This is a genomic window from Collinsella sp. SGI.180, from assembly GCF_050313455.1.
In the GTDB taxonomy this organism is placed as follows: Bacteria; Actinomycetota; Coriobacteriia; order Coriobacteriales; family Coriobacteriaceae; genus Collinsella.
This window is the reverse complement of sequence record NZ_JBNPLL010000016.1, coordinates 1-22,884: the sequence shown is the minus strand read 5'-3', so window position 1 is coordinate 22,884 and position 22,884 is coordinate 1. Positions and strand designations below refer to the sequence as shown.

The 22,884-nt window shown below is 60.4% G+C and carries 15 protein-coding genes and 1 tRNA gene; 6 read left to right on the top strand and 10 right to left on the bottom strand.

Features of this window, described 5'->3' with window-relative positions; all coding sequences use genetic code 11:
- Positions 1 to 56: 56 nt before the first annotated feature.
- From glmM to ACQRAP_RS06845, 3 genes are all read right to left on the bottom strand, one after another.
- Positions 57 to 1,388 (bottom strand): phosphoglucosamine mutase, encoded by a 1,332-nt coding sequence (gene glmM, locus ACQRAP_RS06855; protein WP_154517601.1) that lies wholly within the window; start codon positions 1,386 to 1,388, stop codon positions 57 to 59.
- 3 nt (positions 1,389 to 1,391) lie between these two features.
- On the bottom strand, positions 1,392 to 3,686 hold the full coding sequence (locus ACQRAP_RS06850) for a DUF4012 domain-containing protein (RefSeq protein WP_427795213.1): 2,295 nt from the start codon (positions 3,684 to 3,686) through the stop codon (positions 1,392 to 1,394).
- A 150-nt stretch (positions 3,687 to 3,836) separates the two neighbouring features.
- The gene (locus ACQRAP_RS06845) at positions 3,837 to 4,859 is read right to left on the bottom strand and encodes a DMT family transporter (RefSeq protein ID WP_427795212.1); all 1,023 of its coding nucleotides are present in this window, start codon (positions 4,857 to 4,859) and stop codon (positions 3,837 to 3,839) included.
- Between the two features lie 290 nt (positions 4,860 to 5,149).
- On the opposite strand from ACQRAP_RS06845, the gene ACQRAP_RS06840 reads away from it, so the two are divergent.
- Positions 5,150 to 5,224, top strand: a tRNA-Val gene (locus ACQRAP_RS06840).
- Between the two features lie 545 nt (positions 5,225 to 5,769).
- Here the strand turns inward: ACQRAP_RS06840 and ACQRAP_RS06835 are convergent.
- Positions 5,770 to 6,783 carry a hypothetical protein gene (locus ACQRAP_RS06835; protein ID WP_427795211.1) on the bottom strand — a complete coding sequence of 338 codons (1,014 nt, stop codon included), beginning with the start codon at positions 6,781 to 6,783 and terminating at the stop codon, positions 5,770 to 5,772.
- 387 nt (positions 6,784 to 7,170) lie between these two features.
- Here ACQRAP_RS06835 and ACQRAP_RS06830 point away from each other — a divergent pair, with 387 nt between their 5' ends.
- Positions 7,171 to 7,857 (top strand): DUF5710 domain-containing protein, encoded by a 687-nt coding sequence (locus ACQRAP_RS06830; protein ID WP_427795210.1) that lies wholly within the window; start codon positions 7,171 to 7,173, stop codon positions 7,855 to 7,857.
- A 445-nt stretch (positions 7,858 to 8,302) separates the two neighbouring features.
- On the opposite strand, the gene ACQRAP_RS06825 is transcribed toward ACQRAP_RS06830, so the two are convergent.
- A complete protein-coding gene (locus ACQRAP_RS06825) occupies positions 8,303 to 9,385 on the bottom strand; it encodes an HNH endonuclease (protein ID WP_427795209.1) in 1,083 nt (360 codons plus the stop codon).
- A 215-nt stretch (positions 9,386 to 9,600) separates the two neighbouring features.
- On the opposite strand from ACQRAP_RS06825, the gene ACQRAP_RS06820 reads away from it, so the two are divergent.
- Entirely contained in the window at positions 9,601 to 10,092 is a 492-nt protein-coding gene (locus tag ACQRAP_RS06820; RefSeq protein WP_427795208.1) for a hypothetical protein, read from the top strand.
- A gap of 100 nt (positions 10,093 to 10,192) precedes the next feature.
- Here the strand turns inward: ACQRAP_RS06820 and ACQRAP_RS06815 are convergent, their stop codons facing one another.
- Positions 10,193 to 11,659, bottom strand: coding sequence for an ATP-binding protein (locus ACQRAP_RS06815; protein WP_152067326.1), 1,467 nt, complete (start codon positions 11,657 to 11,659; stop codon positions 10,193 to 10,195).
- A 576-nt stretch (positions 11,660 to 12,235) separates the two neighbouring features.
- Between ACQRAP_RS06815 and ACQRAP_RS06810 the strand changes: the two genes are divergently transcribed.
- A complete protein-coding gene (locus tag ACQRAP_RS06810; protein ID WP_427795207.1) occupies positions 12,236 to 15,280 on the top strand; it encodes an insulinase family protein in 3,045 nt (1,014 codons plus the stop codon).
- Positions 15,281 to 15,669: 389 nt separating this feature from the next.
- A complete protein-coding gene (locus ACQRAP_RS06805) occupies positions 15,670 to 16,266 on the top strand; it encodes a 5-formyltetrahydrofolate cyclo-ligase (protein WP_427795206.1) in 597 nt (198 codons plus the stop codon).
- Positions 16,267 to 16,357: 91 nt separating this feature from the next.
- Here the strand turns inward: ACQRAP_RS06805 and metA are convergent, their stop codons facing one another.
- A complete protein-coding gene (gene metA, locus ACQRAP_RS06800; protein WP_427795205.1) occupies positions 16,358 to 17,284 on the bottom strand; it encodes a homoserine O-acetyltransferase MetA in 927 nt (308 codons plus the stop codon).
- 211 nt (positions 17,285 to 17,495) lie between these two features.
- On the opposite strand from metA, the gene ACQRAP_RS06795 reads away from it, so the two are divergent.
- On the top strand, positions 17,496 to 18,473 hold the full coding sequence (locus ACQRAP_RS06795; protein ID WP_152067319.1) for an L-lactate dehydrogenase: 978 nt from the start codon (positions 17,496 to 17,498) through the stop codon (positions 18,471 to 18,473).
- 380 nt (positions 18,474 to 18,853) lie between these two features.
- Here ACQRAP_RS06795 and ACQRAP_RS06790 read toward each other — a convergent pair whose 3' ends face one another.
- The 3 genes from ACQRAP_RS06790 to ACQRAP_RS06780 all read right to left on the bottom strand — a co-directional run bounded on the left by ACQRAP_RS06790 (position 18,854) and on the right by ACQRAP_RS06780 (position 22,707).
- Entirely contained in the window at positions 18,854 to 19,822 is a 969-nt protein-coding gene (locus ACQRAP_RS06790) for an SIS domain-containing protein (RefSeq protein ID WP_427795204.1), read from the bottom strand.
- A 144-nt stretch (positions 19,823 to 19,966) separates the two neighbouring features.
- Positions 19,967 to 20,722, bottom strand: coding sequence for a GntR family transcriptional regulator (locus tag ACQRAP_RS06785; protein WP_427795203.1), 756 nt, complete (start codon positions 20,720 to 20,722; stop codon positions 19,967 to 19,969).
- A 2-nt stretch (positions 20,723 to 20,724) separates the two neighbouring features.
- Positions 20,725 to 22,707, bottom strand: a complete 1,983-nt coding sequence (locus ACQRAP_RS06780; RefSeq protein WP_427795202.1) for a RecQ family ATP-dependent DNA helicase — start codon at positions 22,705 to 22,707, stop codon at positions 20,725 to 20,727.
- Between the last annotated feature and the right edge of the window lie 177 nt (positions 22,708 to 22,884).

Genomic DNA, 22,884 nt, shown 5'->3' with positions numbered 1-22,884 from the left:
CCGCTTGGGGCCGTTTGTAGCGTCGAGCGGTTACGCGGTTTGGTAAAACCGCGTAACTACAGAGCCTCCAGCGCGGCGGCGATGCGCTTCATGGCGGCGTCGGCGGCGTCTTGGTCGGGGGCCTCGGCCAAAACGCGAATCACCGACTCGGTTCCGCTCTTGCGCACCAGCACGCGGCCCTCGCCCGCCAGCGACGCCTCGGCCTCGGCAATGGCGGCCTGCACGCCCATGTTGCCCAGCGCAGCATCCTTGTCCGCCACGCGTACGGCAACCTGCGCCTGCGGCAGCAGCTTACACGGCACCGCGAGCTGCGAAAGCGTCTCGCGTTCGGCACGAATCACTTCCATCACACGCAGCGAGGTCATAATGCCGTCGCCCGTACGCTCGATATCGCCAAAGATCGTATGGCCCGTCTGCTCGCCACCCAGGCTGTAGCCGCCCTCGCGCATCTTGGCATACACGTGGCGGTCGCCCACGCCGCTGGTCACGGCACTCAGGCCGGCAAGCTCCAGCGACTTAATCAGGCCAAAGTTGCTGGCGATCGTCGGCACCACGGTACCGCCCGAGAGGCGCCCGTGCTTGTTAAGATACACGCCGCACACGTACAGGATCTGGTCGCCGTCGACCACGCGGCCGCGCTCGTCCACGGCCAGGCAGCGATCGGCATCGCCGTCGTAGGCAAAGCCCACGTCCAAGCCTTGCTCCACCACATGGCGCTGCAGGCGCTCCATATGCGTAGAGCCGCAGTCGACGTTAATGTTAAAGCCGTCGGGTGCGGCGTTAATCACGCGCACATCGGCGCCGAGCGCATCGAACACCGGCTTGGCGACAGAGGACGCCGAGCCGTTGGCGCAGTCAATGCCAATCTTGACGCCCTGCAGCGAAAAGTTCGCGCTTGCAATGAGCGAGGCAATGTAGCGGTTGCGGCCCTGCATGTAGTCGACCGTGGCGCCAATGTGGTTGCCCGTGGCCAGCGGCACCTCGCTCTTGCCATCGATGTAGTCCTCGATGAGTTCCAGCACGTCCTCGTCCATCTTAAAGCCGTCGCTGTTGACGAGCTTAATGCCGTTATCGCAAAACGGATTGTGGCTCGCACTGATCATGATGCCGCAATCGAAGCAGCCCTCCACGGTCTGGTGCGCCACGCCCGGCGTTGGAATCACGTGCAGCATATATGCGTCCGCACCGCTCGCGACCAGGCCACTCACCAGCGCCGCCTCGAACATGTAGCTCGAACGACGCGTGTCCTTGCCCACGATCACGCGCGCCTTGGCCCCGCGCCTGGCGCCGTAATACCAGCCCACAAAGCGGCCGATCTTGTACGCGTGCTCCACGGTCAGCCCAACGTTGGCCTCGCCGCGAAATCCGTCGGTGCCAAAGTACTTCATATCTTACTTATCCTGTTCGAACGTTTGAGCGGTCGGCGTGGTACGAACCTTAAGCTCCTTGTGCCCAGAGTCCTTCGAAGTCGTGACCGTGTACTCAACCTTTATGTCTTGTCCAAGAAGCATGTGGACACCGCCCCATGCAACCTTCAAGCCATCGTGCGTCGCTTCGTTCATCTCGATAGAACCGGAGCCCGAAGTCTTAATGTCCGAAATGCTGCCTCCCGCAGGAGCATAGAGATAAAGCCTCAGCACCTCATCATCAATATCCTGGCTAATGCCGTTGTGGCCCTGGAAATAACCAGGCATCTCGGCCTTCTCCTGGGGGGTCATCGTGTTCTTGAGCGTAGTGGTCACTCGATACGTCGTCGAACCGTCGGCATTTTCAACCGAAGAATCGATGGTGACTCGCTTATCGAGAAACCAATCCATCTTTGAGTAACTGTAGTTGTTCACATAGACGCCCAAGATCGGAGCCTCCGACGTATCGGTTTGGAGAGCGCCGGAGATGCCAAGGGCCTTCGCGGCCTTTTCCTCGTCGTCGTTTCTCGAATACATCAGGATGCGACCCTCGGAAGCACCCTTTTCGATGGCGGCAGCGATCTTAGTAATATCGCTGGAGCCCAGTTCGTCCACGATCTTGTTAAAAGCCGATCCAGCAACCGCCGCAAAAATGGCGTCCTGTTCCTCTACCGGGTAATTCCAATAAACATCGTGCATCAGTACCTTTGCAGCGTTGCTTCCGTCGACGACGGTGCCGTCGGGAAGCTGCGTGCCGCCTACAATGCCGAGCATATACTGCAAAAATACCGGATCGACTGCAAATACGCCGTCGATGTCATCTCCGACAATGGCCTTCTGCATATCGCTGACAAGCTGAGCCGCACGCGGATAATCGGGCGTCATCGTAACGTCGCCCATCGTGTATCCGAGCGTGTTGAATCCCGTCAGGCCCCATCCGGTCGTGAACAAGTTTGCCTCTTCATCGGTGATGGGAAGCGGACTCAAAGGCTCTTTCATCAAGTCGACTTTGACAAAATCGCCCAGTTCGAGCTTACCGTCAGTCACCGACATCACGCCGCGAGAACCCGGGAAACCGCCGCAGGCGCGGATCTCGACATTGCTCATCGCGAGCACAAGATAATGGCGCGTCTGACCGTTGGCGCCGAGCATCTGGGGCAGAACGGGGGCGACCTTCTCCGCCGCGTCAACCGCGCCGTTGAGGGTGGCAAAGCCGTCCTTTGCCTTATCGACCAGCTCGGTCACCTGGGCGATATGCGTATCGCCAATACCCTGAATCTTTTCATTGGCGCTCTTGAACGCCCTCGAGCTATCGGAAAGCGAATCGGCGACCGCCTGCAGCGCGGACACGTTGATTGTTCCGTCCTGGAACAGCTTGCCGGGCGTTGCCTGAGCGAGATTATCGGCCATGGGGACCAGCGCGCCGCTCGAAACATCGGACAGAGCGTCGACCATGGTGCGGGCGGCATTAATGTCGCTGCCGTACACCGGGACAAACGAGGCCATCGTCCACAGCGGGCTCGAGGTCTCCGTCTTCATGCTGCTGCAAAGGTCGTTGATCTTCTTCGTATCGTCGGGCAAGGTCGAAAAATCGCCCGACGTGACCTTACCCTTAAGGTCTGCGACGATACCCACGGCCTCCTTTGCCTGGGCCTTCACGGTCTTTGCCGAGTTAAAGAACATGAAGCCGCTCACGCCAAGTGCAACGAGGACAACCGCGACGACAGCAACGACCGCTGTGGCGGCATAACGGTTCTTGTTCTCGCCCTTGCGATGACGATGACGGACCAGCCCGTCCGACGTCGTGCTCGACGAAGTGCCGTCGCCGTAGTTCAGGCCAAAATCGTAATAGTCTTCTTTAGAACCCGAGCCCACAAACTCGGCACCGCTATCGTCCAGACGGGCAAACGTGCCGGTCTCGGAAGCTCCCGTGTAAATCGTGCCCAAGTTGCCCGTGATTCCTACATCCTTGGACGACGAGGCGTTGCCGGCAGCATTGGCGCTGCCCGCATTGCCCGCGGAATTTGCGGAGACCTCGCGCGGCGGCACTGCGGGGGTAGCCCCGGTCGCAGCGGCCTGACCGTTTGCGCGGGCGGCCTTTTTTGCCTTCTGAGATTGCTCATACAGAGCGGTAAACATCGCCGTCTCGCCCGGAGACGTGCGATTGCCGCCGCCGTTCTGGCCAATGCCGCCCGGAGCGTCGGGCCTTCCCGCCCCATTAGAACGCGGCGGGACCGCCGGACGGCCGTCTCCGCTACCCTTAAAATGATTTCCAGCCATAGAGAAATCCTCACGATACAAAAGTCGATAAACGTTATCAGTTTATGTCATATTGAACGCGCGCAGCTAAACTCCAGACATGCGTCCTGATTACACGCAACATGCGCGAATCCCTATTCAGTTTTTAACTTGTATCAGCCGCTGCGTCGACTACACCGTCAAAAACACCATCGCGATAATCATGGCAAAACCCGCCAGGTCGGTGGGCAAAAATACCGTCCCCAGCATAAGAGCGCTGGTGATGGTAGCCGAAACCGGCTCCATGGTTCCAATGAGGCTCGCACGAACCGAGCCGATCTCCTTAACGCCCTGCATATAGAACATATAGGCAAAAAACGACCCAATCACGATGAACACCGCGAGCGCGCCGACACCCGAAGGCTCGAGCGCCGGCATGTGTGCCCACGGCTGGGTAAAAATGCTCAGCACGATTCCTGCCGAAAGCATGGCTGAGCCCGTGACAACCGAGCTGCCGTATTCCTTGAGGATTCCGGCCGGAATAATTGCCATGCAGGCACCGCCCACGGCGCACAAAAGGCCCGCGAGCAGGCCCATCGGCGAAATGCTCAGCGTACTGGGGTCGCCGCCTGTGGCGATAAGAAACGTTCCTCCCAAGGCGAGCAAAACACCAAGCGTCTCGCGCGTGCGCGGAAGTCGATGCGTGGCAACGCAGGCATACCCCATGACGACCACCAGCTGCAGGCACTGGAACACCGTCGCCGTGCCCGCGTTGGTTAGGCGCACGGCAGACAGATAGCAAATCTGGTTGAACAGCAAGCCAAAAATCGTAAACAGGATGAGCTGCTTGCGGTCGGCGGGGGTAGTCCACAGTTTAACCAAGCGGTCGCGATCCTTGTTGAGCACGACGAGCATAAAGAGCAGGCCGGCGCAAACCTGGCGCATGCTCATGAGCCAAAACGTCTCGATATGGCAAACATCGAAGAGGTAGCTGGCGCAGGTGCCAGAAAATCCCCAGAACGTTCCGCCGGCAGCCGCGGCAAGCACACCCAGGGCCATCTTGCGCGTCTGGGCGTCGTTGAGGCGGTCGCGCCATGCACGGCGGGTGCTGCGGCTGAGCTCATCGGTGCCCTCGGGCACATCAATGTTCGATATATCGGTCATCGGCACCGAAGTCCCCGCGCCTTCGACCTGCTCGACACGCTCTTTGCTCATCCCGCTCCCCCGAAACAGCCTGGAAACAATTCGGCTTACCTTACCACGGCGAAGGCTCCAGCTGGGGGCTTGTCCGCTTATCGGTAGGACAATTCCGCAGACGTCTCTTCCATGGTTCGGCATCGCAACGGCTTTGCATTATGCGACAGCCAAATCACGGCAGCGAGCTCTTTTAAAATGGGCGCGACAAAGCCCTTTGATTCCACAACGTTAGCGATTTTAAAAAATATTCTTGCCACCGAGTTCAAGCTCCGTTATATTATCCCTTGCGCACTTGCGCACCCTTGATCGGGCGTTTAGCTCAGGGGGAGAGCGCTTCCCTGACACGGAAGAGGTCAGAAGTTCAAATCTTCTAACGCCCACCAAATGTTCGCAGCTCAGAGGCTATGCCTCTGGGCTGTTTTGTTTTATGTGCTAAGCCAAAAGGGCGCCGTGGCACCCAAAACCGCTTCGGCAGCTCCAATAACCATCCCAATCGAGGCTGATACCGCCTCTACATAACCGACAATCATCCCGGCAGACCCCAAGTTGCTTCGGTATCGCCGGCAATTACCCCTGCCACACCCAAAGTCGCCCAGACAACCCCGGCGATCGCCCCAATCAGCCCCAAAATCACCCAAACAGCCTTGGCGACTGCCCCGATCTGGCCTTCGCAAGCCTCGCGGCCACATCCGGACAGCCTTCCCATAATCAGGTCTAATACTTTTCCCGAGAAGTGAACGACCTTATTTGGACCCCCGAAGCATCCACACTTTTTACAGCCAAAACCGCAGGATTCCAATGATAAAACCGCAGGAAATAAGCCACCAAAAGTGTCGATGTTTCGGGGGTCCGTTTTGACTCGTTCACTTCTCGGGAAAAGTATTAGACCTGACAATGAGACCCTTGGTCCCATGCCCAGCAACCGCCCCTACCAATGTTGACGCGCCTCGATTACGGCCTGCCAAAGCTTAAACCGCTTCGCTTCGACGCGCTTGAGGGCAAAGTATCGCTGCTCCTCGCTCATGGGCTTGTTAAAAATGGGTCGCTTGTTCCGGTGCAGCTTCCGTCGGATGCGTTCGCACAGCCGGATGAGCTTGTCGTAGTCATTTGCCTGCTCAGTCGTCACGGTGAAGTGTGCCACGCCGCTCAACAGCTCCAACTCGTTGCGGCGCTCGGCATCCTTGTAAATCTTCTCGCGTCCGTCATGAATGGCATCGCTGTCGTAATCGACCATCGCGGTCAGCACCTCTGGCAGCAGCCCGGCCTTTACTTTATCCATGCCCACCTCGACTTTAGCCGTAAGCGTTATGTCGGGTGTGCGCTCCAACACGCGAAGCTTGTGATCACGTCCGTCATTGTATCCATCGCGAATGAAGACCTTCTTGTTAAGTTCGGCCTTGCCCAATGCATACCCGCCGTAGCGCGCAGGCAGCGACATAAACATGCAGAGCCCCGACTCCCTCGGAGAGCGCGACCCCTCGATCACATATGCAAGCAGCGCCTTTGCCTTCGCGATACCCCTCACCTTGGGTGACTTCTCGATATACGCCTCGATGAGCTCCTTAGTCGTGAGCCTGCTATCGCGCATGCCCGTATCCCTGCCTGTTACCCCACCGGGAGCAAGGTTATCCAGCCGGTAATCCGATGTCATCGCATAGCCGGCATAGACGGCCGCTGCCACATCGCCATCGTGCACAGCCTGCAAAAACGCCAGCTCGGGAGAGCACACATACGCATCAAGGTCGCCCATCCAGTGGCCCAGCGAGATAAACGAACCCGCCGGGAGCTCGTTGGTGCACAGATGCGTCTTAACATGCTTGCTCTGCCGACGGCCGGCGCGCGACGGCACCAACAAATCCAGCGTTTCGATCCCCAGGTCATAGCGATCGATAACCTCCTGCGCTTCTTGGTCCAAGAGCGCACAGGCACCTGCAATCGACACGACCTCTGGCTCCGAATCCCCAAAGCGAGGGTTCGGCATGTGCGCCAACAGCGCCAATGCGGCGTTATGTGAAACGATAAAGTACCTCATGGCGCGAAGATAGCACGCACGCCGGCGGCGGCTGGCGGTCCTGTTAAGTTTCCGGTAAACGACCGGCGGTTTTTTCGCCGAGGTGCGCCAAAGTGTTCATTCGACGATGCCCAAACCGCAATCCGTCAAGTTTTTGGCAAGGTTGCCGCCCAACTGGCCAAAAGCCGACCATCTACTTGCCAGTTTATCCAAGGCGTAACCAACCAGTCCGCACCGCGGCTTCTCGGCAAAACGCCACAACGTCCACACCCTGCGGTATCCTTGAGCCACTTACACCTGCAGCACCAAGGAGCCACCATGCGCACCGAGCTCGATGTTCCCTTTTCGCGCAAAGAAGAAGCCAAGGCGCTGGGCGCCAAATGGGACCGGACCAAGAAGATCTGGTATGTACCCAGCGGCGTCAACCCCGAGCCCTTTGCCGAGTGGCTGCCCGGTGTTGACCGATCCGACCCCTCTGCGCCGTATATATATCTAGTACTGGGCAAGCGCGAGTGCTGGAAGTGTCACAAAGAGACCTCGGTCGCGGCCTTCGGCATTCCCTATCGAACCGATAACGGCGAGGGCATCGCCATCGCGCACGCACCCAACAAGGCCGGGCACATTGCCATCGACACGACCAATGCCAACGCGCTCGCCATTGTTCCCGCTCTTGGCTGCGTCCCGGGCGAGATCCGCGACTATCTTTCTAAGCGCTGTGGCTACAAGCCCGTAGGCGCGCGAGCCTCCAAAGCCCCATCGCTCGGCAACACGTGCACCAGTTGCGGCGCGCTGCAAGGCAGCCGCTATCTGTTCGAAGAACCCACGTCCCCGTTTGCCCTCACTGCCATCAACAAGCTGCCGGCACTGGAGTTTGTGCGCGTCGAAGTTGCCGGCGTCTTTGGCGTCCCGGCCACGCATACCAATTTTGACCAGGCACTCTTTACCTGGGCACGCGACCATCACGCCGAGTTCCACAAGAAGCTCGGTGAGGGGGTTTATTTGTAGAGACGGAGAGGCCTTCACAGCCAGCTCCTCCGCATCACCTATCCCCCGTCGCAAACGTCATACACGATATCGAGACCGCAAACAGGGCATTTCTCCGGATATACCGGCATATGAACGCCCGTCCGTTTTCTCACTTCGTCGCTGAGTCTGTCGCGCGCATCGATGAACCGAATATCGAGACACGATATTTGTGAGCCGCAATAAGGACAGGCGACGGCAAACGACCCGCAATCAACCTCTACGCCCGGAAACATATTGTTGTCGATAAGGGCACACGGCAGTTTTCCGTACTTCCCCATCGCAATATCGCCTCGCCAGCTCACACGCGCTCCTCTCTCGCTATCCAAATCAGGAAGAGCATGCACCGGCGGGCGTGCACGAGATTGCATCGCCACGCGATCCGATCAAACAACACGATCGTAAAAGACCGCCAAAGCCAAATACGCTAATACGGCAGAAGCCCCGCCTTTTCACGCTTCTTTTCCGAGCGATCGAACTCGATGCGATGGGCCTCGAGAAACACCGCATTGGGTCGCCACTGACGCTCATTCGGCTGCCTTAGCGTCGCACCTGCAAAGGAAGCGTAGTCGGTCTTATCCAGCAGGTACGATCCGCACAGCCGATATTCGCCGCAAACAGGCTCAAACGAAATCAGATGAGCATCGAATAGAGCATGAAAGTCGCGCCGAAGTAGAATGCCGTTGCTGGCAACCTGCGATTTGGGTCCCGAGTAATTCTCGATATGTGCAGCCTCCAGTGCCTCGTTAACCCCACAACCCGACACCGCGCAGCGACCATCATAGGCGGCAATGAGCTGCTTGCGGAACCATTGCTGCCCCAATCGCTCGCGTCTCAACGCATAGCGAACTTTTTCGTCATCGGTCGCACTCTGTCCGGCAAACTCAATGTCGGCTGGCATGTGCTTCAGATAGCTCATGTCGGACGCAAAACGAGGATCAGGCCCGCCTTTATGAACGGGACCATGCAGAACAAACCAGCCGTTTTCGGGCTCAAACCGTTCAACAAACGCAAGGCCGAGCACCTTATAGCCCACCTCGGTTGCAAATATGACTCCAACTGGAACGCCATATTCCATACAGTTGAGCATTTTACGGTTGTAATTCTGGTCTCGAGAACCAACGACGCCTGGCGCTTGAACCGAATACTTAATGACCCACGTACCGTCATCCAAATAGAGCGGAGGAACATCGGTGTAGAAGCTCTTTTTAGAGTTATGGACCGAAAGCGCAAAGATCTTATTGGGATCTTGCTTCACCCGATCCTGGCCCGGCCAGAAGATCCCTGAATCCCGCGTTACGGGAAAGAAGTCCGCGCCAATTCTCAAACGATACTGATACTGAGGGCTATCTTCCTTGGTGCGGTGCGGAAGGCTGGTCCAAACGCCGCCGCGCTGCTCCTCACCCAGAAACCACTCCCATGCCTCAACGTATTCGGAAGGCACGAGACTGCAGGCACGGTCATAGCTTGGTCCATCCATCAACGGAACAGCAAGGTCAATGTCGTTCATCGCCAGCACCTACAACCATACGAACGCGAGTCATGCCCCTCAATAATATGGCCGAGAGTCAATTATTACGAGATCTCATTCCGCGATCGGCACATCGTTGATGCTCTCGGTTTGCCGCTGGCGCGCTCATACCCCGCCATCCCACTCCCCTGTATACTGATGTAGCACGTGTTTCATCCGGGCTTATTGGGCCGGATTGTTCATGGGAGGGTCTTATGGCTGCTTCGAATCCGCCTAAGGGAAGCGTTTCTTCTTCGTCCATCAAACCGGTTACGCGCAAGGCCGTGCGTTGCCAGCGCGAGGTCGCTTGGCTTGTCACGCAGGCGGCGGGCAGGCTTGTGGCGACCACGGAGGACGTCAATGCGCCTACGCCGAGCTTTGTGTTAGCGGCGGCGCTGGATTTTGTGCGCCAATTGGAGCTTGCCGCACAGGATGCCAGCGGCCACCTCGACTACCAGAATGTTATGGCGCCCGACCTGCAAACGTTCTGCCACATGGCCAAGTTGCCCGCCGCGCCCAATGCGCTTTCGGACGCGGGCTACATGTTTACGCTTTCGGGCGCGGACCTTATCCGCGACATCTACGCATACTGCAGCGAGCTCGCCGAGCGCCACGTCTTTGACGCGGCAGAAATCAAACCGGGAAATGCCATCAAGCTGGTTCTTAGGCTGTTCCTGATGGATGGGTTCGGGACTATGCCGGCGTAAGCCGGATTTTTAACTTCGCCGTCGACTGGGCAACAACCGCCTTACCTTAGCGGGCGCCAATCGAGAGTCGATTATTGGGTCACCTCGTCCGCTGGCGCATTTATTCCGCACGCTCCGACAGTCGATACTTGCGGTTGCGACTCGTCGCCGGCGCTGTAGGCTCAAGCTCGCCTTGAGCAATGAGTGTGTTGACGCGCGACCTAACCTGGGAAATTGTGAGCCCTGTGTGCTCCGCCAACTCGCGCGTACCCAGCTCACCGCAACGCTTAAGTGCCGCCACAATTAAGTCACCGCCGTGGTCGACCGGCTCGACCTTTGAGCGATAGAGAACCACTTTGAACCGATCGAATCCCGGGCAGAACAGGGGCTCGGCCAAACCATGAGCACACATGGCGTCGATCATCATCGGAATGCCCGAGCCATTGCCCTCAGCCGGCGAACCTGCGCCATCCGGCAGCGGAACAATCGACATGAGTTTCATGAGCGTCGCGTTGCGGCACCGGGAGCTGCCGTCAAACAAGTTCTCGCGAGTCTTTCCTCCGTATAGGCCGCCGGGGTTCGTCACTTCGATACGGTCATCAAAGACGTCAACAGCGACCGACTGCCCACAGAACCGATCTCCGTATTCTCGGTGGATTACGGCGTTGGCGATTGCCTCGCGCAGGACCTCCTCGGGAATCTCCAGCGAGTCGACACGCGAGACGCCTTGGATCGTCGAGGTTCGCCGCAAATTCTTGGCGACTGCCGCGACGGCATCCGAGATCATTTCGCCCAACGTTCCCTCGCAGATCGTACGGTCCATGAACCTCAACGACCCCGCCGCGCCCTTCTGCGTTCCGGCATAGACCGCCACATCGATAAAGAGCTTAGGATAGAACTGCTGAGGATAGGCACCCGCAGCCAGGAGCCCGGCCTTAGTAACTTTGCCCTGGGAGTCGAGGAAATTCAGGCGCTCCAGCTTCGTTTTCTTGTCCGGCGCGCCGCGCATTGCCCGAGGTGTCAGCGAGAAAGCACGCTCTATCGTGCGATCGACCAGTGCCTCGTCAAGATCGCCTGCAACCGCGCCGGGCACTGCATCGCGATCGCTAGGACTCGTCCGCTCGTATGACGACAGTGCCAAAACCTCGGTCGATGAAAGTGGCACGTCTTTGTCATCAATGCGCTTGTAGCTGCCGCCCTGGGCGCCGCGTTCTATTACATAGCAGGGCTTGCTCGACGGGTCGAGCTCCTCAATCGTGATAACGAGAACCACGGTGCCCCGAAGCTCCACGCGCTCAATAGTGTATTTGGGCGGATTGGCCAGTTTTCCGCGACCGCCGGCATCACCCATGCCTGCGACAAATTGGTTGAGCACCTTCTCGGTCTCAAAGTCCTCAACCGGGACAAAGCCCGCGCGCTCGCTCACGCCGAGCACGATAATTCCGCCGGCGGTATTCGCGAATGCGCTAACCGTTTCCCATACGTCGCGAGAAAGCGTCGTGGCGCTCTCCTTGACCTCGACGCTAAGATCGTCCGAGCCCATGCGCCTTAAAGACTCGAGCAGACCGATCAGCTCGTTCTCGTTCATCTGCACGTCCTTTCGCTCGGTCCGGCGGAGAATGCCGCGAATAGATTTCCTTCGTCTCTCAGTTATCTCTCGTAATTATCTCTTGTCTCTCTGTTATCTCTCGTATTAGAGATGAGTGAAAGATGAGAGATAAGATATCTACCATCTGTTTCATTTAAACATGTTTTTGCTGGTAGAACAATCAGTATTGAGACAATACCGTGATTTCTTGTCTCTTTGCTGCTCAGTTATCTCTCATATTCATCTCTCGTCTTTCTGTTATCTCTCGTATTCGTGACGAATGAGAGATGAGAGATGAGAGATGCGCGGGCGGCGGATGAGCGTGAATTTTGGACGGTCGGGAAATGAGGGTGGATATTTGGACGGTTTTTGGACGTTTTGAGGCTGATTCCGTCCGAAAATCCACTCTCATTCGATAGGCGTCCAAGTTTCCACGCTCGCACGGCGGTCACGCGGGGTCTATGCCCAATCCGCTGGCATCGTCTCCAGTTCGCCGCAGAGCCGCGGCCCCATATGGGTATACTCACGAGGATTCGACTCGATTCGCCCCCGCTGGGGCGTCAAAGGAGACTGCATATGCCCACCACCTCAACCGACCCGCGCGCCGCTGCCGCCGCGCTGCTGGTGCCCGGCACCACCTGTCACGGCTTTGCCGTCGAGCGCTGCGAGACCGTGCCCGAGCTCGACTCGGACGCCTACGTGCTGCGCCACACCGCCTCGGGCGCTCGCCTGCTGTACCTGGCGTGCGACGACGAAAACAAGGCTTTTGCCATTGGCTTTAAGACGCCGCCGGCCGATTCCACCGGCGTGTTCCATATCCTCGAGCACTCGGTGCTGTGCGGATCGGCCAAGTTTCCCGTCAAGGAGCCGTTCGTCGACCTGATCAAGAGCTCCATGCAGACGTTCCTCAACGCCATGACCTACCCCGACAAGACCATCTACCCCGTTGCCACCACCAACGAGCAGGATCTGTACAACCTGATGGACGTGTACCTGGACGCGGTGTTCAACCCGGCCATCTATACCAAGCCCACCATTTTTGAGCAGGAGGGCTGGCACTACGAGCTGGACCTGCCGAAGGGCGCCGAGGGCGAGGGCAACGGCAGTTCCGCAAGCCTGCGCGAGGGAACGCTACGCTATAACGGCGTGGTGTTCAACGAGATGAAGGGCGCGCTGTCCGACCCCATGAGCGTGCTGGACGACGCCGTCAACGCCGCGCTTTATCCCGACACCGCCTATGCGCACGAGAGCGGCGGCGACCCGCGCGCGATTCCTGCGCTCACCTACGAGCAGTTCCTGGACACGCACGCGCGCCACTACAATCCTTCCAACTCCTACATCACGCTCTACGGCGACCTGGATGTGGACCGTGCACTGGCCTTTTTGGACGAGCGCTATCTGTCGCAGCCAAGTGCCGCGAGCCGCCGCATGGACGCAGCCGTCGCCGCCGGCGAGGACCCGTCCACGCTGGCGCCCAATCCGCTGGTCGTGCAGGCGCCCGTGACCTGCGAGTACAAGCGCGTCGAGATGGCAACCACACCCGAGAACGCCCTGGTGGGCCTGGGTCTTGTGCTGGGCAGCGCGCTCGACCGCAAGCGCACGATCGCGGCGGACATCCTGTTCGAGGCACTGCTGGGTTCCAACGAGGCACCGGTTAAGAAGGCCATTCTGGCCGCCGGCCTGGGCGGCAACGTGGTGAGCTACACCGCGGCCGAGAGCCTGCAGCCCTACGAGCTCATCATGCTGCAAAACGCTCAGCCCGGCGTGGCGCGCGAGCTGCGCCGCGTGTTCCAGGACGCCTGCCGCGACCTGTGCGAGCACGGCGTTCCGCGCGAGCGCCTGGAGGCCATCATCAGCAGCAACGAATACGACCTGCGCCAGCGCGACTACGGTATCGCCGACGGCGTGGCCATTGCATGCGACGCGCTGAGCACCTGGCTCTACGATGACGACGCCGCGACGCTGGCGCTCAAGTACGGCCCGGTGTACGAGGAGCTGCGCGGCGAGCTGGACGGCAGCTACTTTGAGGACCTGCTGCGCGAGCTCGTGCTGGAAAACGACCACATGGCGCTGGTCGAGCTGGTTCCGGTGGATGCCGCCGAGGGTGCGGAGAGCGCCGAGGCCGCCGAGCTGGTAGCCAAGCGCGATGCCATGACCGATGCCGAGCTGGCCGATGTGGTCGAGCGCACGGCTGCGCTGCGCGCCGCGCAGGAGGCGGATGACGCGCCCGAGGCCAAGGCCACGCTGCCACGCCTGCGCGTGTCCGACATTGGCGAGGCACGCCCCGAGCCGCCGCTGGTCGTGGACACGACCGCGCCCATCCCCTGCCTGCGCCACGGCATCCCCACCAACCGCTTGGCCTACGCCATGCAGTATTTCGACCTGAGCTGCGTCGCGTTTGAAGACCTGCCCTATGTGACCCTGCTCTGCCGCCTGCTCAAACAGCTACCCACGAGCGAACACTCGGCCGAGGAGCTCGACAACCTCATCGCCGGCAAGCTGGGCTTTTTGAGCTTTACGACCGAGGTCATGACCCAGCCCGACGTGGACGGCGTGCGCCCCTACCTGCTAGTGAGCGCCGGCGCCCTGTCCGAAAAGATCGATGCGCTGGCGAGCCTGCCGCGCGAGGTGTGGTCGAGCACGCTGTTGCTCGATGCCGAAGCCGACCGCGTGCGCGACGTGCTCACGCAGATTCGCATTGGGCTTGAGCAGGGCTTCATTAACAACGGTCACTCGGCGGCGCTTGGTCGCGCGATGAGCTACAGCTCGCCTTCGGCCGTGGTGCGCGAGCAGCTTTCGGGCGTGGACTTCTACCTGTTCCTGCGCGATCTGCTCGACCACTTTGACGAGCGCCTGGACGACCTGCGCGCCAAGCTTGCCGAGCTGGCAGGCCGCATCTTTGTGTCCGATGGCTGTCTGGCGAGCTTTACCGGCAGCGATGAGGACTTTGACACGTACTGGGCCGCCGCGGGCGACCTGGGGTTGGGCGCGGGCGACGGTGCTGTTGCCGGCCGCGACACGCTCGTGGTGCCGACGCCGTGCGACCGCCACGAGGCTTTCCTCATCCCCAGCGACATCTGCTTTGCGGCAAGCGCATGCGACCCGCGTCGCCTGGGCATTGACGTGACGGGCGCCTGGGCGGTTGCCGCCAACGCGCTCTCCTACGACTACCTGTGGAACGAGATCCGCGTGAAAGGCGGGGCGTACGGCTGCGGATTCCGCGCGGCAGGCGAGCGTCAGGCGGCGTTCTACACCTACCGCGACCCGGCAATCGACCCCTCGATTGAGCGCGTGGCGCGCGCAGGCGAATGGCTCGGCGGTTTTGAGCCCGACGAGGCCGCCTTTGAGGGCTTTATCGTGAGCTGCGTGAGCGGCATGGATGCGCCGGTGAAGCCGTACGCGCTCACCAAACGCCGCAACACGACCTACTTGGCCGGACTCGATCCGCATGCACGCGAGGAGCGCCGCGCCCAGATGCTCGCCGCCACGCCCGGTGAGCTGCGCTCGCTCGGCGCCGACGTGACGTGCATCGCAGCCGTCTCGCCCACCTGCGTCTTTGGCGGCCGAGACGTCATCGCCAAGAGCAACGCCGGCTTCAACGTCATCGACCTGCTGGGCTAACGCACAGCAAAGGTAGATTTTTGGGACATGCCTGAAAATCTACCTTTTCTTTTGCCGCTGCTTGGGCGGGGCAGCTCAGCCCGTCACACCAGTTTGTCTAAATCTGTAACATCTAGGCGGCAATATTGGCTCCAGATGTTACAAATCGAGACGTTTTCGGATGACGCCGGCCCTTTGTCTCAATCTGTAACATCTAGGCCCGATTTTGCCGAGTTACTGTTACAGATCGAGACACACCGCCGCGAACACCCACTCTTCGTCAAAACCCACGAAGGTGTCCATGAACTGCTCCCCTTGCGATGGTTTGCGTGGTGGTTTCGACATTTGACCAGATAAAACCTACCAAAATAAACCTGTCCCTTTTTGGTAGGTTTGAGAGAGGGGCCGGGATGGATAAGGCCGAGTTGCGGCGGGCGGTAATTGCCCGGCGCGATGCTCTAGATTTGGATATGCGGGCGGCAAAGTCTGCTGCTGTATGCGCGCGGCTCGTTGAGTTGCTGGGCGGCTCGGGTCCCGCGGCCCCGCGCACCGTTGCCGTCTATGCCGCCATGGGCTCCGAGGCAGATCCTGCCGCGTTTGCCGCAACGGCCGCAAAACACGGCTGGCGCGTGGCCTATCCGTGCATGTTCTCGGCAGCTGACACCGTGGCTTGTGGCCAGCGCATGTGCATGCGGGCAGTTGCTGCCGGCGATGCGTCCGAGGCCCCGTTTATCGCCCACCCTACGCGGGCCTTCGCAGCCACGGACGTCGACAGCAGCCGCTTTCCTATCGTGCCTGCCGAGGCGCTCGATATGATCGTCGTGCCGCTCGTAGCCTTCGACCACACCGGCGCGCGCCTGGGCTACGGCGGCGGCTGCTACGACCGCTACCTGCCCACGCTCTCGCCCGCATGCCAAATCATCGGCATCGCCTTTGACGAGCAGCGTGTCGACCACGTTCCCACCGACACCCACGACCTGCCGCTACCCCACATCATCAGCGCCTAACCGCCGTTGTATCGCACCCGCAAGATGGGCATCCGAAAATCCACGCTCGTCACGCCGCAGCCGAAGCCACAACCGCAACCGCGGCCGTAGCCTAGTGCTCCTCGCCGGCGCGGGCCAGGTCGTAGGGCGTGGTCTGGTAGACGTAGTAGTTGAGCCAGTTGGTGTAGAACAGCTGGGCCTGGCTGCGCCAGACGTTGCGCGGCTCGGCGGTGGGGTCGTCACCTGGGAAGTAATGCGCCGGCACCTGGGGGTTGAGCCCGCGCTTCACGTCGCGCTCGTACTCCAGGCGCAGCGTGTCGGTATCGTACTCGGGATGGCCAAAGACAAAGAAGCGGCGGCTGTCGGTCGACTTGACGATGTACAGGCCCACCTCGTCTGATACGGCCACGACCTCAAGCTGCGGCTCGGCCTCCACGTCCTCACGGCGCACATCGGTATTGCGTGAATGCACGGCATAGAAGCGGTCGTCAAAGCCGCGGACCAGCGGGCTTTGCGGCTTCACCAGATAATGCTCAAACACGCCGCTCGCCTTGGCCGGCAGGTCGCACTTCTGGATACCGTAATGATGGTAGAGCCCTGCCTGTGCACCCCAGCAAATATGCAGCGTAGAGTGCACGTGCGTGGTGGACCAATCCATGATCTGGCAGAGCTCGGGCCAGTAGTCGACCTCCTCGAACGGCATCTGCTCCACCGGCGCGCCCGTGATGATCAGGCCGTCGTAGTGGATATCGCGGATGTCGTCGAACGTACGGTAGAACGTCTCCAGGTGGCCGGCACTCACGTGCGTGGCCTCGTGCGTCTTGGTGCGTAGCAGGTCCACCTCTACCTGCAGCGGCGTGTTGGAGAGCTTGCGCATGATCTGCGTCTCGGTGGCGATCTTGGTGGGCATGAGGTTGAGGATGAGCACGCGCAGCGGACGGATGTCCTGGTGCAGCGCGCGGTACTCGGTCATGACAAAGATGTTCTCGCTCTCGAGCTGCGCGGCGGCAGGGAGGGCGTCGGGGATGCGAATGGGCATGGATGCTCCTTACGAGTCAGTTGCAGCTATGGTACAACGAGCGGCCCCATCCGCGCGAGTGCATCGCCCCGAGACACCGTCAGCGGCCCAAATCACTCCAAAAGTAGAGATTAAGGCGTGTCCCAAAAATCTACGGCGCTTTAGCCTAGCAAAGTGGCAGCAGGACGCTACAATGGTTCGATGCGAAAAACTCGGCCGAAAGGATATGAATATGTACCAGACGCGTAAGATCGGTGTGGTCGGCCAGGGCCACGTAGGAGCACATGTCGCCAACAGCCTGCTCATGCAGGGCATTGCCGATGAGCTGTACCTCTGCGATATCAACGAGGCAAAGGTGACGTCCGAGGTCCAGGACCTGCGCGACTCCCTTTCGTTTGTTCCGTACAACACCAAGATCGTCAACTGCTACGACCACTACGAGGAGCTGGCCTGCTGCGACGTCATCGTCAACGCCGCCGGCAAGGTCGCACTGGCCGCCGGCAACCGCGACGGCGAGCTGTTCTTTACCACCGACGCCGCCCGCACCTTTGCCAAGCGCATCGTCGATGCCGGCTTCGACGGCATCTTCGTGAGCATCTCTAACCCCTGCGACGTCGTGTGCACCGAGCTGTGGCATCTGACCGGCTACGATCCCAAGAAGATCATCGGCTCGGGCTGTGGCCTGGACTCTGCCCGCCTGCGCACCGAGATCTCCAAGAAGGTCGGGGTGAGCCCCAAGTCCATCGATGCCTACATGATCGGTGAGCATGGCTTTAGCCAGCTGGCCGCCTTTAAAGCCGCAACCATCGCCGGCAAGAGCCTCAACGAGCTTCAGGCCGAGAACCCCGACAAGTACGCCTTCGACCACATGGAAGTCGAGGAGCTCGCACGCAAGGGCGGTTATGTGACTTACGCCGGCAAGCAGTGCACCGAGTACGCCGTTGCCAACTCCGCCGCGCGCGTCTGCGCCGCCGTGCTGCACAACGAGCACGCCGTGCTTTCGGCCTCTACGCTTATGACCGGCCAGTATGGCGAGGAGGGCATCTTTACCTCCCTGCCGTGCGTGATCGGCGCCGAGGGCGTCGAGGAGGTCTACACGCTCGACCTTTCCGAGCACGAGCTCGAGGGCTTCCACAAGAGCTGTCAGCATATCCGCGACAACATCGCCCAGCTCGACTGGTGGGACGCCGAGGCCTACGACGCCAAGTAGTCCGCCGGTTGATGCGACAACTCACTCATACGGACACAATGTAAAGCGGGCCGCGCCGGAAACCCACCGGCGCGGCCCGCTTTTTGACACACGCGACATGCTTGCAGATTTAGGTCTAATACTTTTCCCGAAAAGTGAACGAGCAAAAACGAGCCCTCGAAGCATCGACACTTTGTGGAGACCATTTCCTGCAGTTTCATTAAGATTTTCCTGCTGTTTTGGCGTCAAAAAATGTCGATGCTTCGGGGGTCCAAAATAGGTCGTTCACTTCTCGGGAAAAGTATTTGACTTCGTTTTCGACAAACAGAAAGGGGCGCCGTGACGCAAACGGGGCCCGCGCTTGGCGAAGGCCCGTCATGAAAAATCGCGTTCCCCGTTACCTAGTACCGCTCGACGCCCATGTAGCGGCGAACCTCGGGACTGTGGTCAAATACCTTGCCGCGGGCGGCGCGCAGCTCACAGCTCATCGCATAGAAGAAGATCGGCTCCAGGTACGAACGCACGCTGGCAGGCACCTCGCCCACGCCGTACTCAAGCGCATCGAGCACCATGACTGTATCGGTGTGCGTGTTGAGAAATGCCAGTGCGCGCTCCTCCATGGGGCGACACTCGCCAGCGCCAAGCTGCACAAGGTAGAACACGCCGGGCTCGGTAGCCTCGAAGGGACCGTGGAAATACTCGCCGGAGTGGATGTAGCAGCAGTGCTGCCACTGCATCTCCATGAGCGAGCAGATGGCCATGGCGTAGGTCTGGCTAAAGTTGGGGCCGGAGCCCAGGATATAGAAGAACTTGTGCTGCTGGCAGAGCTCGGCAAAGCGATCGCCCAGCTCGGCGTTGACCTTCTCGCGGGCAGCGGGCAGCAGTGCGTCCATCTGCTTAAGGCCGGCGTACATGTCGGCGAGCGCCTCGTAGCCCTCCTGCTGGTCGAGCAGCTCGGCGGCGATCAGAGCGCCGATGCCCTGCGGAACTTCGGCCTGCGACTCGCCCTTGCCCCACGGGTAAACCCAGGTGGTCCACTTGCCGTTATCGATCTTGGAGCCCGCGTAGTCAGTCATAGTCACGACCTCGGCACCGGCGGCCAGCGCCATCTCGCAGCCGTCGACGACCTCTTGCGTGTTACCGCTGTGGCTACAGGCGATGACGAGTGACTTCGGCCCTAGGCTCTTGGGGGCCATAAGGCAAAACTCGCGCGCCGTGTAGACCGTCGAGGTAAACGTGGTTGCCTCGCGCTTGAGCAGCTCATTAGCCGGCATAAGGTCAATCATCGAACCGCCGCAGGCGATCCAAAAGACATTCTCGATCTTACCCTTGCGCTCGATAATTTCCTGAACCAGATCGTGTGCGTTCACGGTGACGTTCCTCCCTGTGTGGCGGCTTTGAGCGGCGACAGCTCGTACCTGCGGTCGTTCTATGTTGTCCTATTTATAACACGCAAGCTGTCGCAGGTGAATTCATTTCACCAAACTTGTTCTGTATTGTTCTATCTATGGACGTTAGATGTCGAACACGTAGCGCGACCCCACGATCTTTTGGCGCCCGAGCAGCAAGGGCCGCTCGTCCGCATCGGTAAAGTACGCCTCCATATAAAAGAGCGGCTCGCCGACCGGCACCTCCAACAGCGGGGCCGTCTGAGCATCGGCGAGCGCGATCTCCACGGTACAGGGATCGGACTTGAGCGGTGCGCGGCCCGAATGCACGGCAACGAGCGCAAAAATCGAATTGTCGGTGAGGTCCTCGTCGGCAAGCTGCTGCAGATAGGGATGGTCGGCCAGCACAAAGGCGTTGTTCTCGAGCATGACGGGCACGCCATCGGCCGTGCGCACGCGCTCGACCACGATGAGCTCGCAGCCGGGTTCCACGCCAAAAAACGCCGCGTCCTCGCGCGCCGCCGCAACCACCGTGCGCGATACCAGGCGCGCTCCGGCCGCCATGTCGTTGGCAGCGCAGGCCTCGGTAAAACTCTGGACGTCGCCTTTCTGGACAATCTTGCGCTTGAGCTTGGGCGCACACACAAACGTGCCCCTCCCCTGCTGACGGTTGAGATATCCCGCGCGCGACAACTCCTCAATGGCGCGACGCACGGTAATGCGCCCCACGCCGTAGGACTTCGCGAGCTCCATCTCGGAAGGAATGCGCGAGCCGGCAGCGTACACGCCGCGCGCGATCTCGCCCTTTAGGTCGTCCATAACCTGCTGGTACAGCGGCACGGCGGACACGTCAGTACGGTCGGTCTTGCTATCGGCTGCCATCGTTACGCTCCATCCCGTGCATGCTCGGATTCAAACTCTTCAATCGCCGCCATAAACTGCTCGCCAAAGGCGTCGGCTTTTTTCTCGCCAATGCCGTTGACCCGGATAAGCTCGTCGCGCGTCTGAGGGCGCAGGCGGCACAGACCGCGCAGGGCCTTATCGGAGAAGACCATGTACGGCGCCATCTCCAGCTCGATCGAAATCTCCTTGCGGAGTGCACGCAAGCGCTCGAACAGCTCGGCATCGTCGCCCACGCGCAGGCGCTGATCCAGATCGGCCTCCTCGCGCAGCAGATCCACCGCACGGAGGGCGCGGGCCGAGGCCTTGCGCTTGGATGCACGACGCTTAACGGTAAAGGCAAACGCCTCGTCCTCGACCTCGCCGGCACGTGGGCCCAGCCCCACGACCGGGTACTGTCCCTGTGAGGTGGCCAGGTAGCCCCGCCCGCACAGCTGCCCGATGATGTCCTTGATGCGCCCGACCGATTCGCTCGACAGCTCACCGTAGCCGCGATCCTCGTCCAGATGCATCTGGCGAATGCGCTCGGTGTTGCCGCCGTGGAGCACGTCGGCGATCAGCGACTTGCCAAAACGCATGGGACGCGTAGCCACATAGCGCACGGCGGCGCGGGCCATATCGGTGACGTCCTCGACCTCGAACTGCGTGAGGCAGTTGCTGCAGTTGCCGCAGCCCTCGGCGTCGTCCGTGGCGGCACCGCTAGCACCGGCTGCGGCGGTATGCTCGGCCGCAGCCTCGTCGCCAAAGTAGCGCAGCATGTATTCGCGCAGGCAGCCGGTGGTATTGCAGTAGCCCTCCATCTGGCTGAGCAGGCGGTATCGATTCTGGAGCGCCCACGCGCGTTGCTCGTCATCGAGCGCCTCGTCGGCAGCATCGCCGCGGTCGATCAAAAAGCGACGCATGCGAAAATCATTGCCGTTCCACAGCAAATGGCAGCTGGCTGGGTCGCCATCACGGCCGGCGCGGCCCGCCTCCTGGTAGTACGCCTCGATGCTCTCGGGCACGTTGTTGTGAATCACGTAGCGCACGTTGGGCTTGTCGATACCCATGCCAAAGGCGTTGGTGGCAACCATTACCTGGATATCGTCGTCGATAAAGGCGCGCTGGCTTTGCCGGCGGGCGTCGTTGCCCATGCCGGCATGGTAGCGGCCAACGCGAATGCCGCTGGAGCCCAGCGCCTCGGCAAGCTCGCTTGCCAGCGCATCGACGGTCTTGCGAGTCGAGCAATACACGATGCCGCTTTCGCTCGAATGTGCGATCACATAGTCGCGCACCCACGCGGCCTTGGCCTTGTCGCCCATCTCCTCGCAGCCAAAGTAGAGGTTCTTGCGATCGAAGCCCGTCACCACCGTCGCGGGGTTTTGCAGGCCGAGCATCTGCTGAATGTCCGCACGCACGCGCTCGGTCGCCGTAGCGGTAAAGGCCGCCACGATGGGGCGCTGCGGCAGGGAATCGATGAACTCGCGAATCTGCAGGTAGGCGGGACGGAAATCCTGGCCCCACTGGCTTACGCAGTGGGCCTCGTCAATGGCCACGAGCGGCACGCCAATGCCGGCGGCGGCCGCGGCCTCCCGCGCAAAAGCTAAAAAGCGCGGCTCGAGCAGACGCTCGGGCGCCACGTACATAAGCTGGTAGCGGCCCTCGCGCGCCCGCTTGAGCACGGTGTTTTGCTGGGCCGGAGTAAGACTGGAGTTGAGATAGCTGGGTCGCGCACCCGCCGCGAGCAATGCACGGGTCTGATCCTCCATAAGCGACAGCAGCGGACTCACCACAAAGGTGATACCGGGCAGCATGAGCGCGGGCACCTGGTAGCAAATGGACTTGCCGGCCCCCGTGGGCATAACGCCCAGCGCATCGCGGCCGGCAAGGATCGCATCGACCATGCGGTCCTGCCCCGGGCGAAACGAGGTGTAGCCAAAATAGGCGCCGAGCGTATCGAGCGCCATCTGCTGCATGCTATCGGTCATGGTTTCCTAACGTCCGAGTCATCTGCCGCCGATTATACGCCGCCACGCGGACCGGTGCCGCACGGCTGCCGGCCACGGGCAATGTAATCCGATGGGAACGAGCGTGGATAATCTCCCACTTTGAGCCCGTACGAGGCCAAAAACGGAAGATTATCCACGCTCATTTTTTGGTGAAGG

Coding starts and splice junctions, on each gene's coding strand:
- ACQRAP_RS06780 (WP_427795202.1), bottom strand. CDS start 22,707: ATGACCGATAGCATGCAGCAGATGGCGCTCGATACGCTCGGCGCCTAT.
- ACQRAP_RS06815 (WP_152067326.1), bottom strand. CDS start 11,659: ATGAACGAGAACGAGCTGATCGGTCTGCTCGAGTCTTTAAGGCGCATG.
- ACQRAP_RS06820 (WP_427795208.1), top strand. CDS start 9,601: ATGGCTGCTTCGAATCCGCCTAAGGGAAGCGTTTCTTCTTCGTCCATC.
- ACQRAP_RS06825 (WP_427795209.1), bottom strand. CDS start 9,385: ATGAACGACATTGACCTTGCTGTTCCGTTGATGGATGGACCAAGCTAT.
- ACQRAP_RS06850 (WP_427795213.1), bottom strand. CDS start 3,686: ATGGCTGGAAATCATTTTAAGGGTAGCGGAGACGGCCGTCCGGCGGTC.
- ACQRAP_RS06830 (WP_427795210.1), top strand. CDS start 7,171: ATGCGCACCGAGCTCGATGTTCCCTTTTCGCGCAAAGAAGAAGCCAAG.
- ACQRAP_RS06795 (WP_152067319.1), top strand. CDS start 17,496: ATGTACCAGACGCGTAAGATCGGTGTGGTCGGCCAGGGCCACGTAGGA.
- ACQRAP_RS06810 (WP_427795207.1), top strand. CDS start 12,236: ATGCCCACCACCTCAACCGACCCGCGCGCCGCTGCCGCCGCGCTGCTG.
- glmM (WP_154517601.1), bottom strand. CDS start 1,388: ATGAAGTACTTTGGCACCGACGGATTTCGCGGCGAGGCCAACGTTGGG.
- ACQRAP_RS06845 (WP_427795212.1), bottom strand. CDS start 4,859: ATGAGCAAAGAGCGTGTCGAGCAGGTCGAAGGCGCGGGGACTTCGGTG.
- ACQRAP_RS06805 (WP_427795206.1), top strand. CDS start 15,670: ATGGATAAGGCCGAGTTGCGGCGGGCGGTAATTGCCCGGCGCGATGCT.
- ACQRAP_RS06785 (WP_427795203.1), bottom strand. CDS start 20,722: ATGGCAGCCGATAGCAAGACCGACCGTACTGACGTGTCCGCCGTGCCG.
- metA (WP_427795205.1), bottom strand. CDS start 17,284: ATGCCCATTCGCATCCCCGACGCCCTCCCTGCCGCCGCGCAGCTCGAG.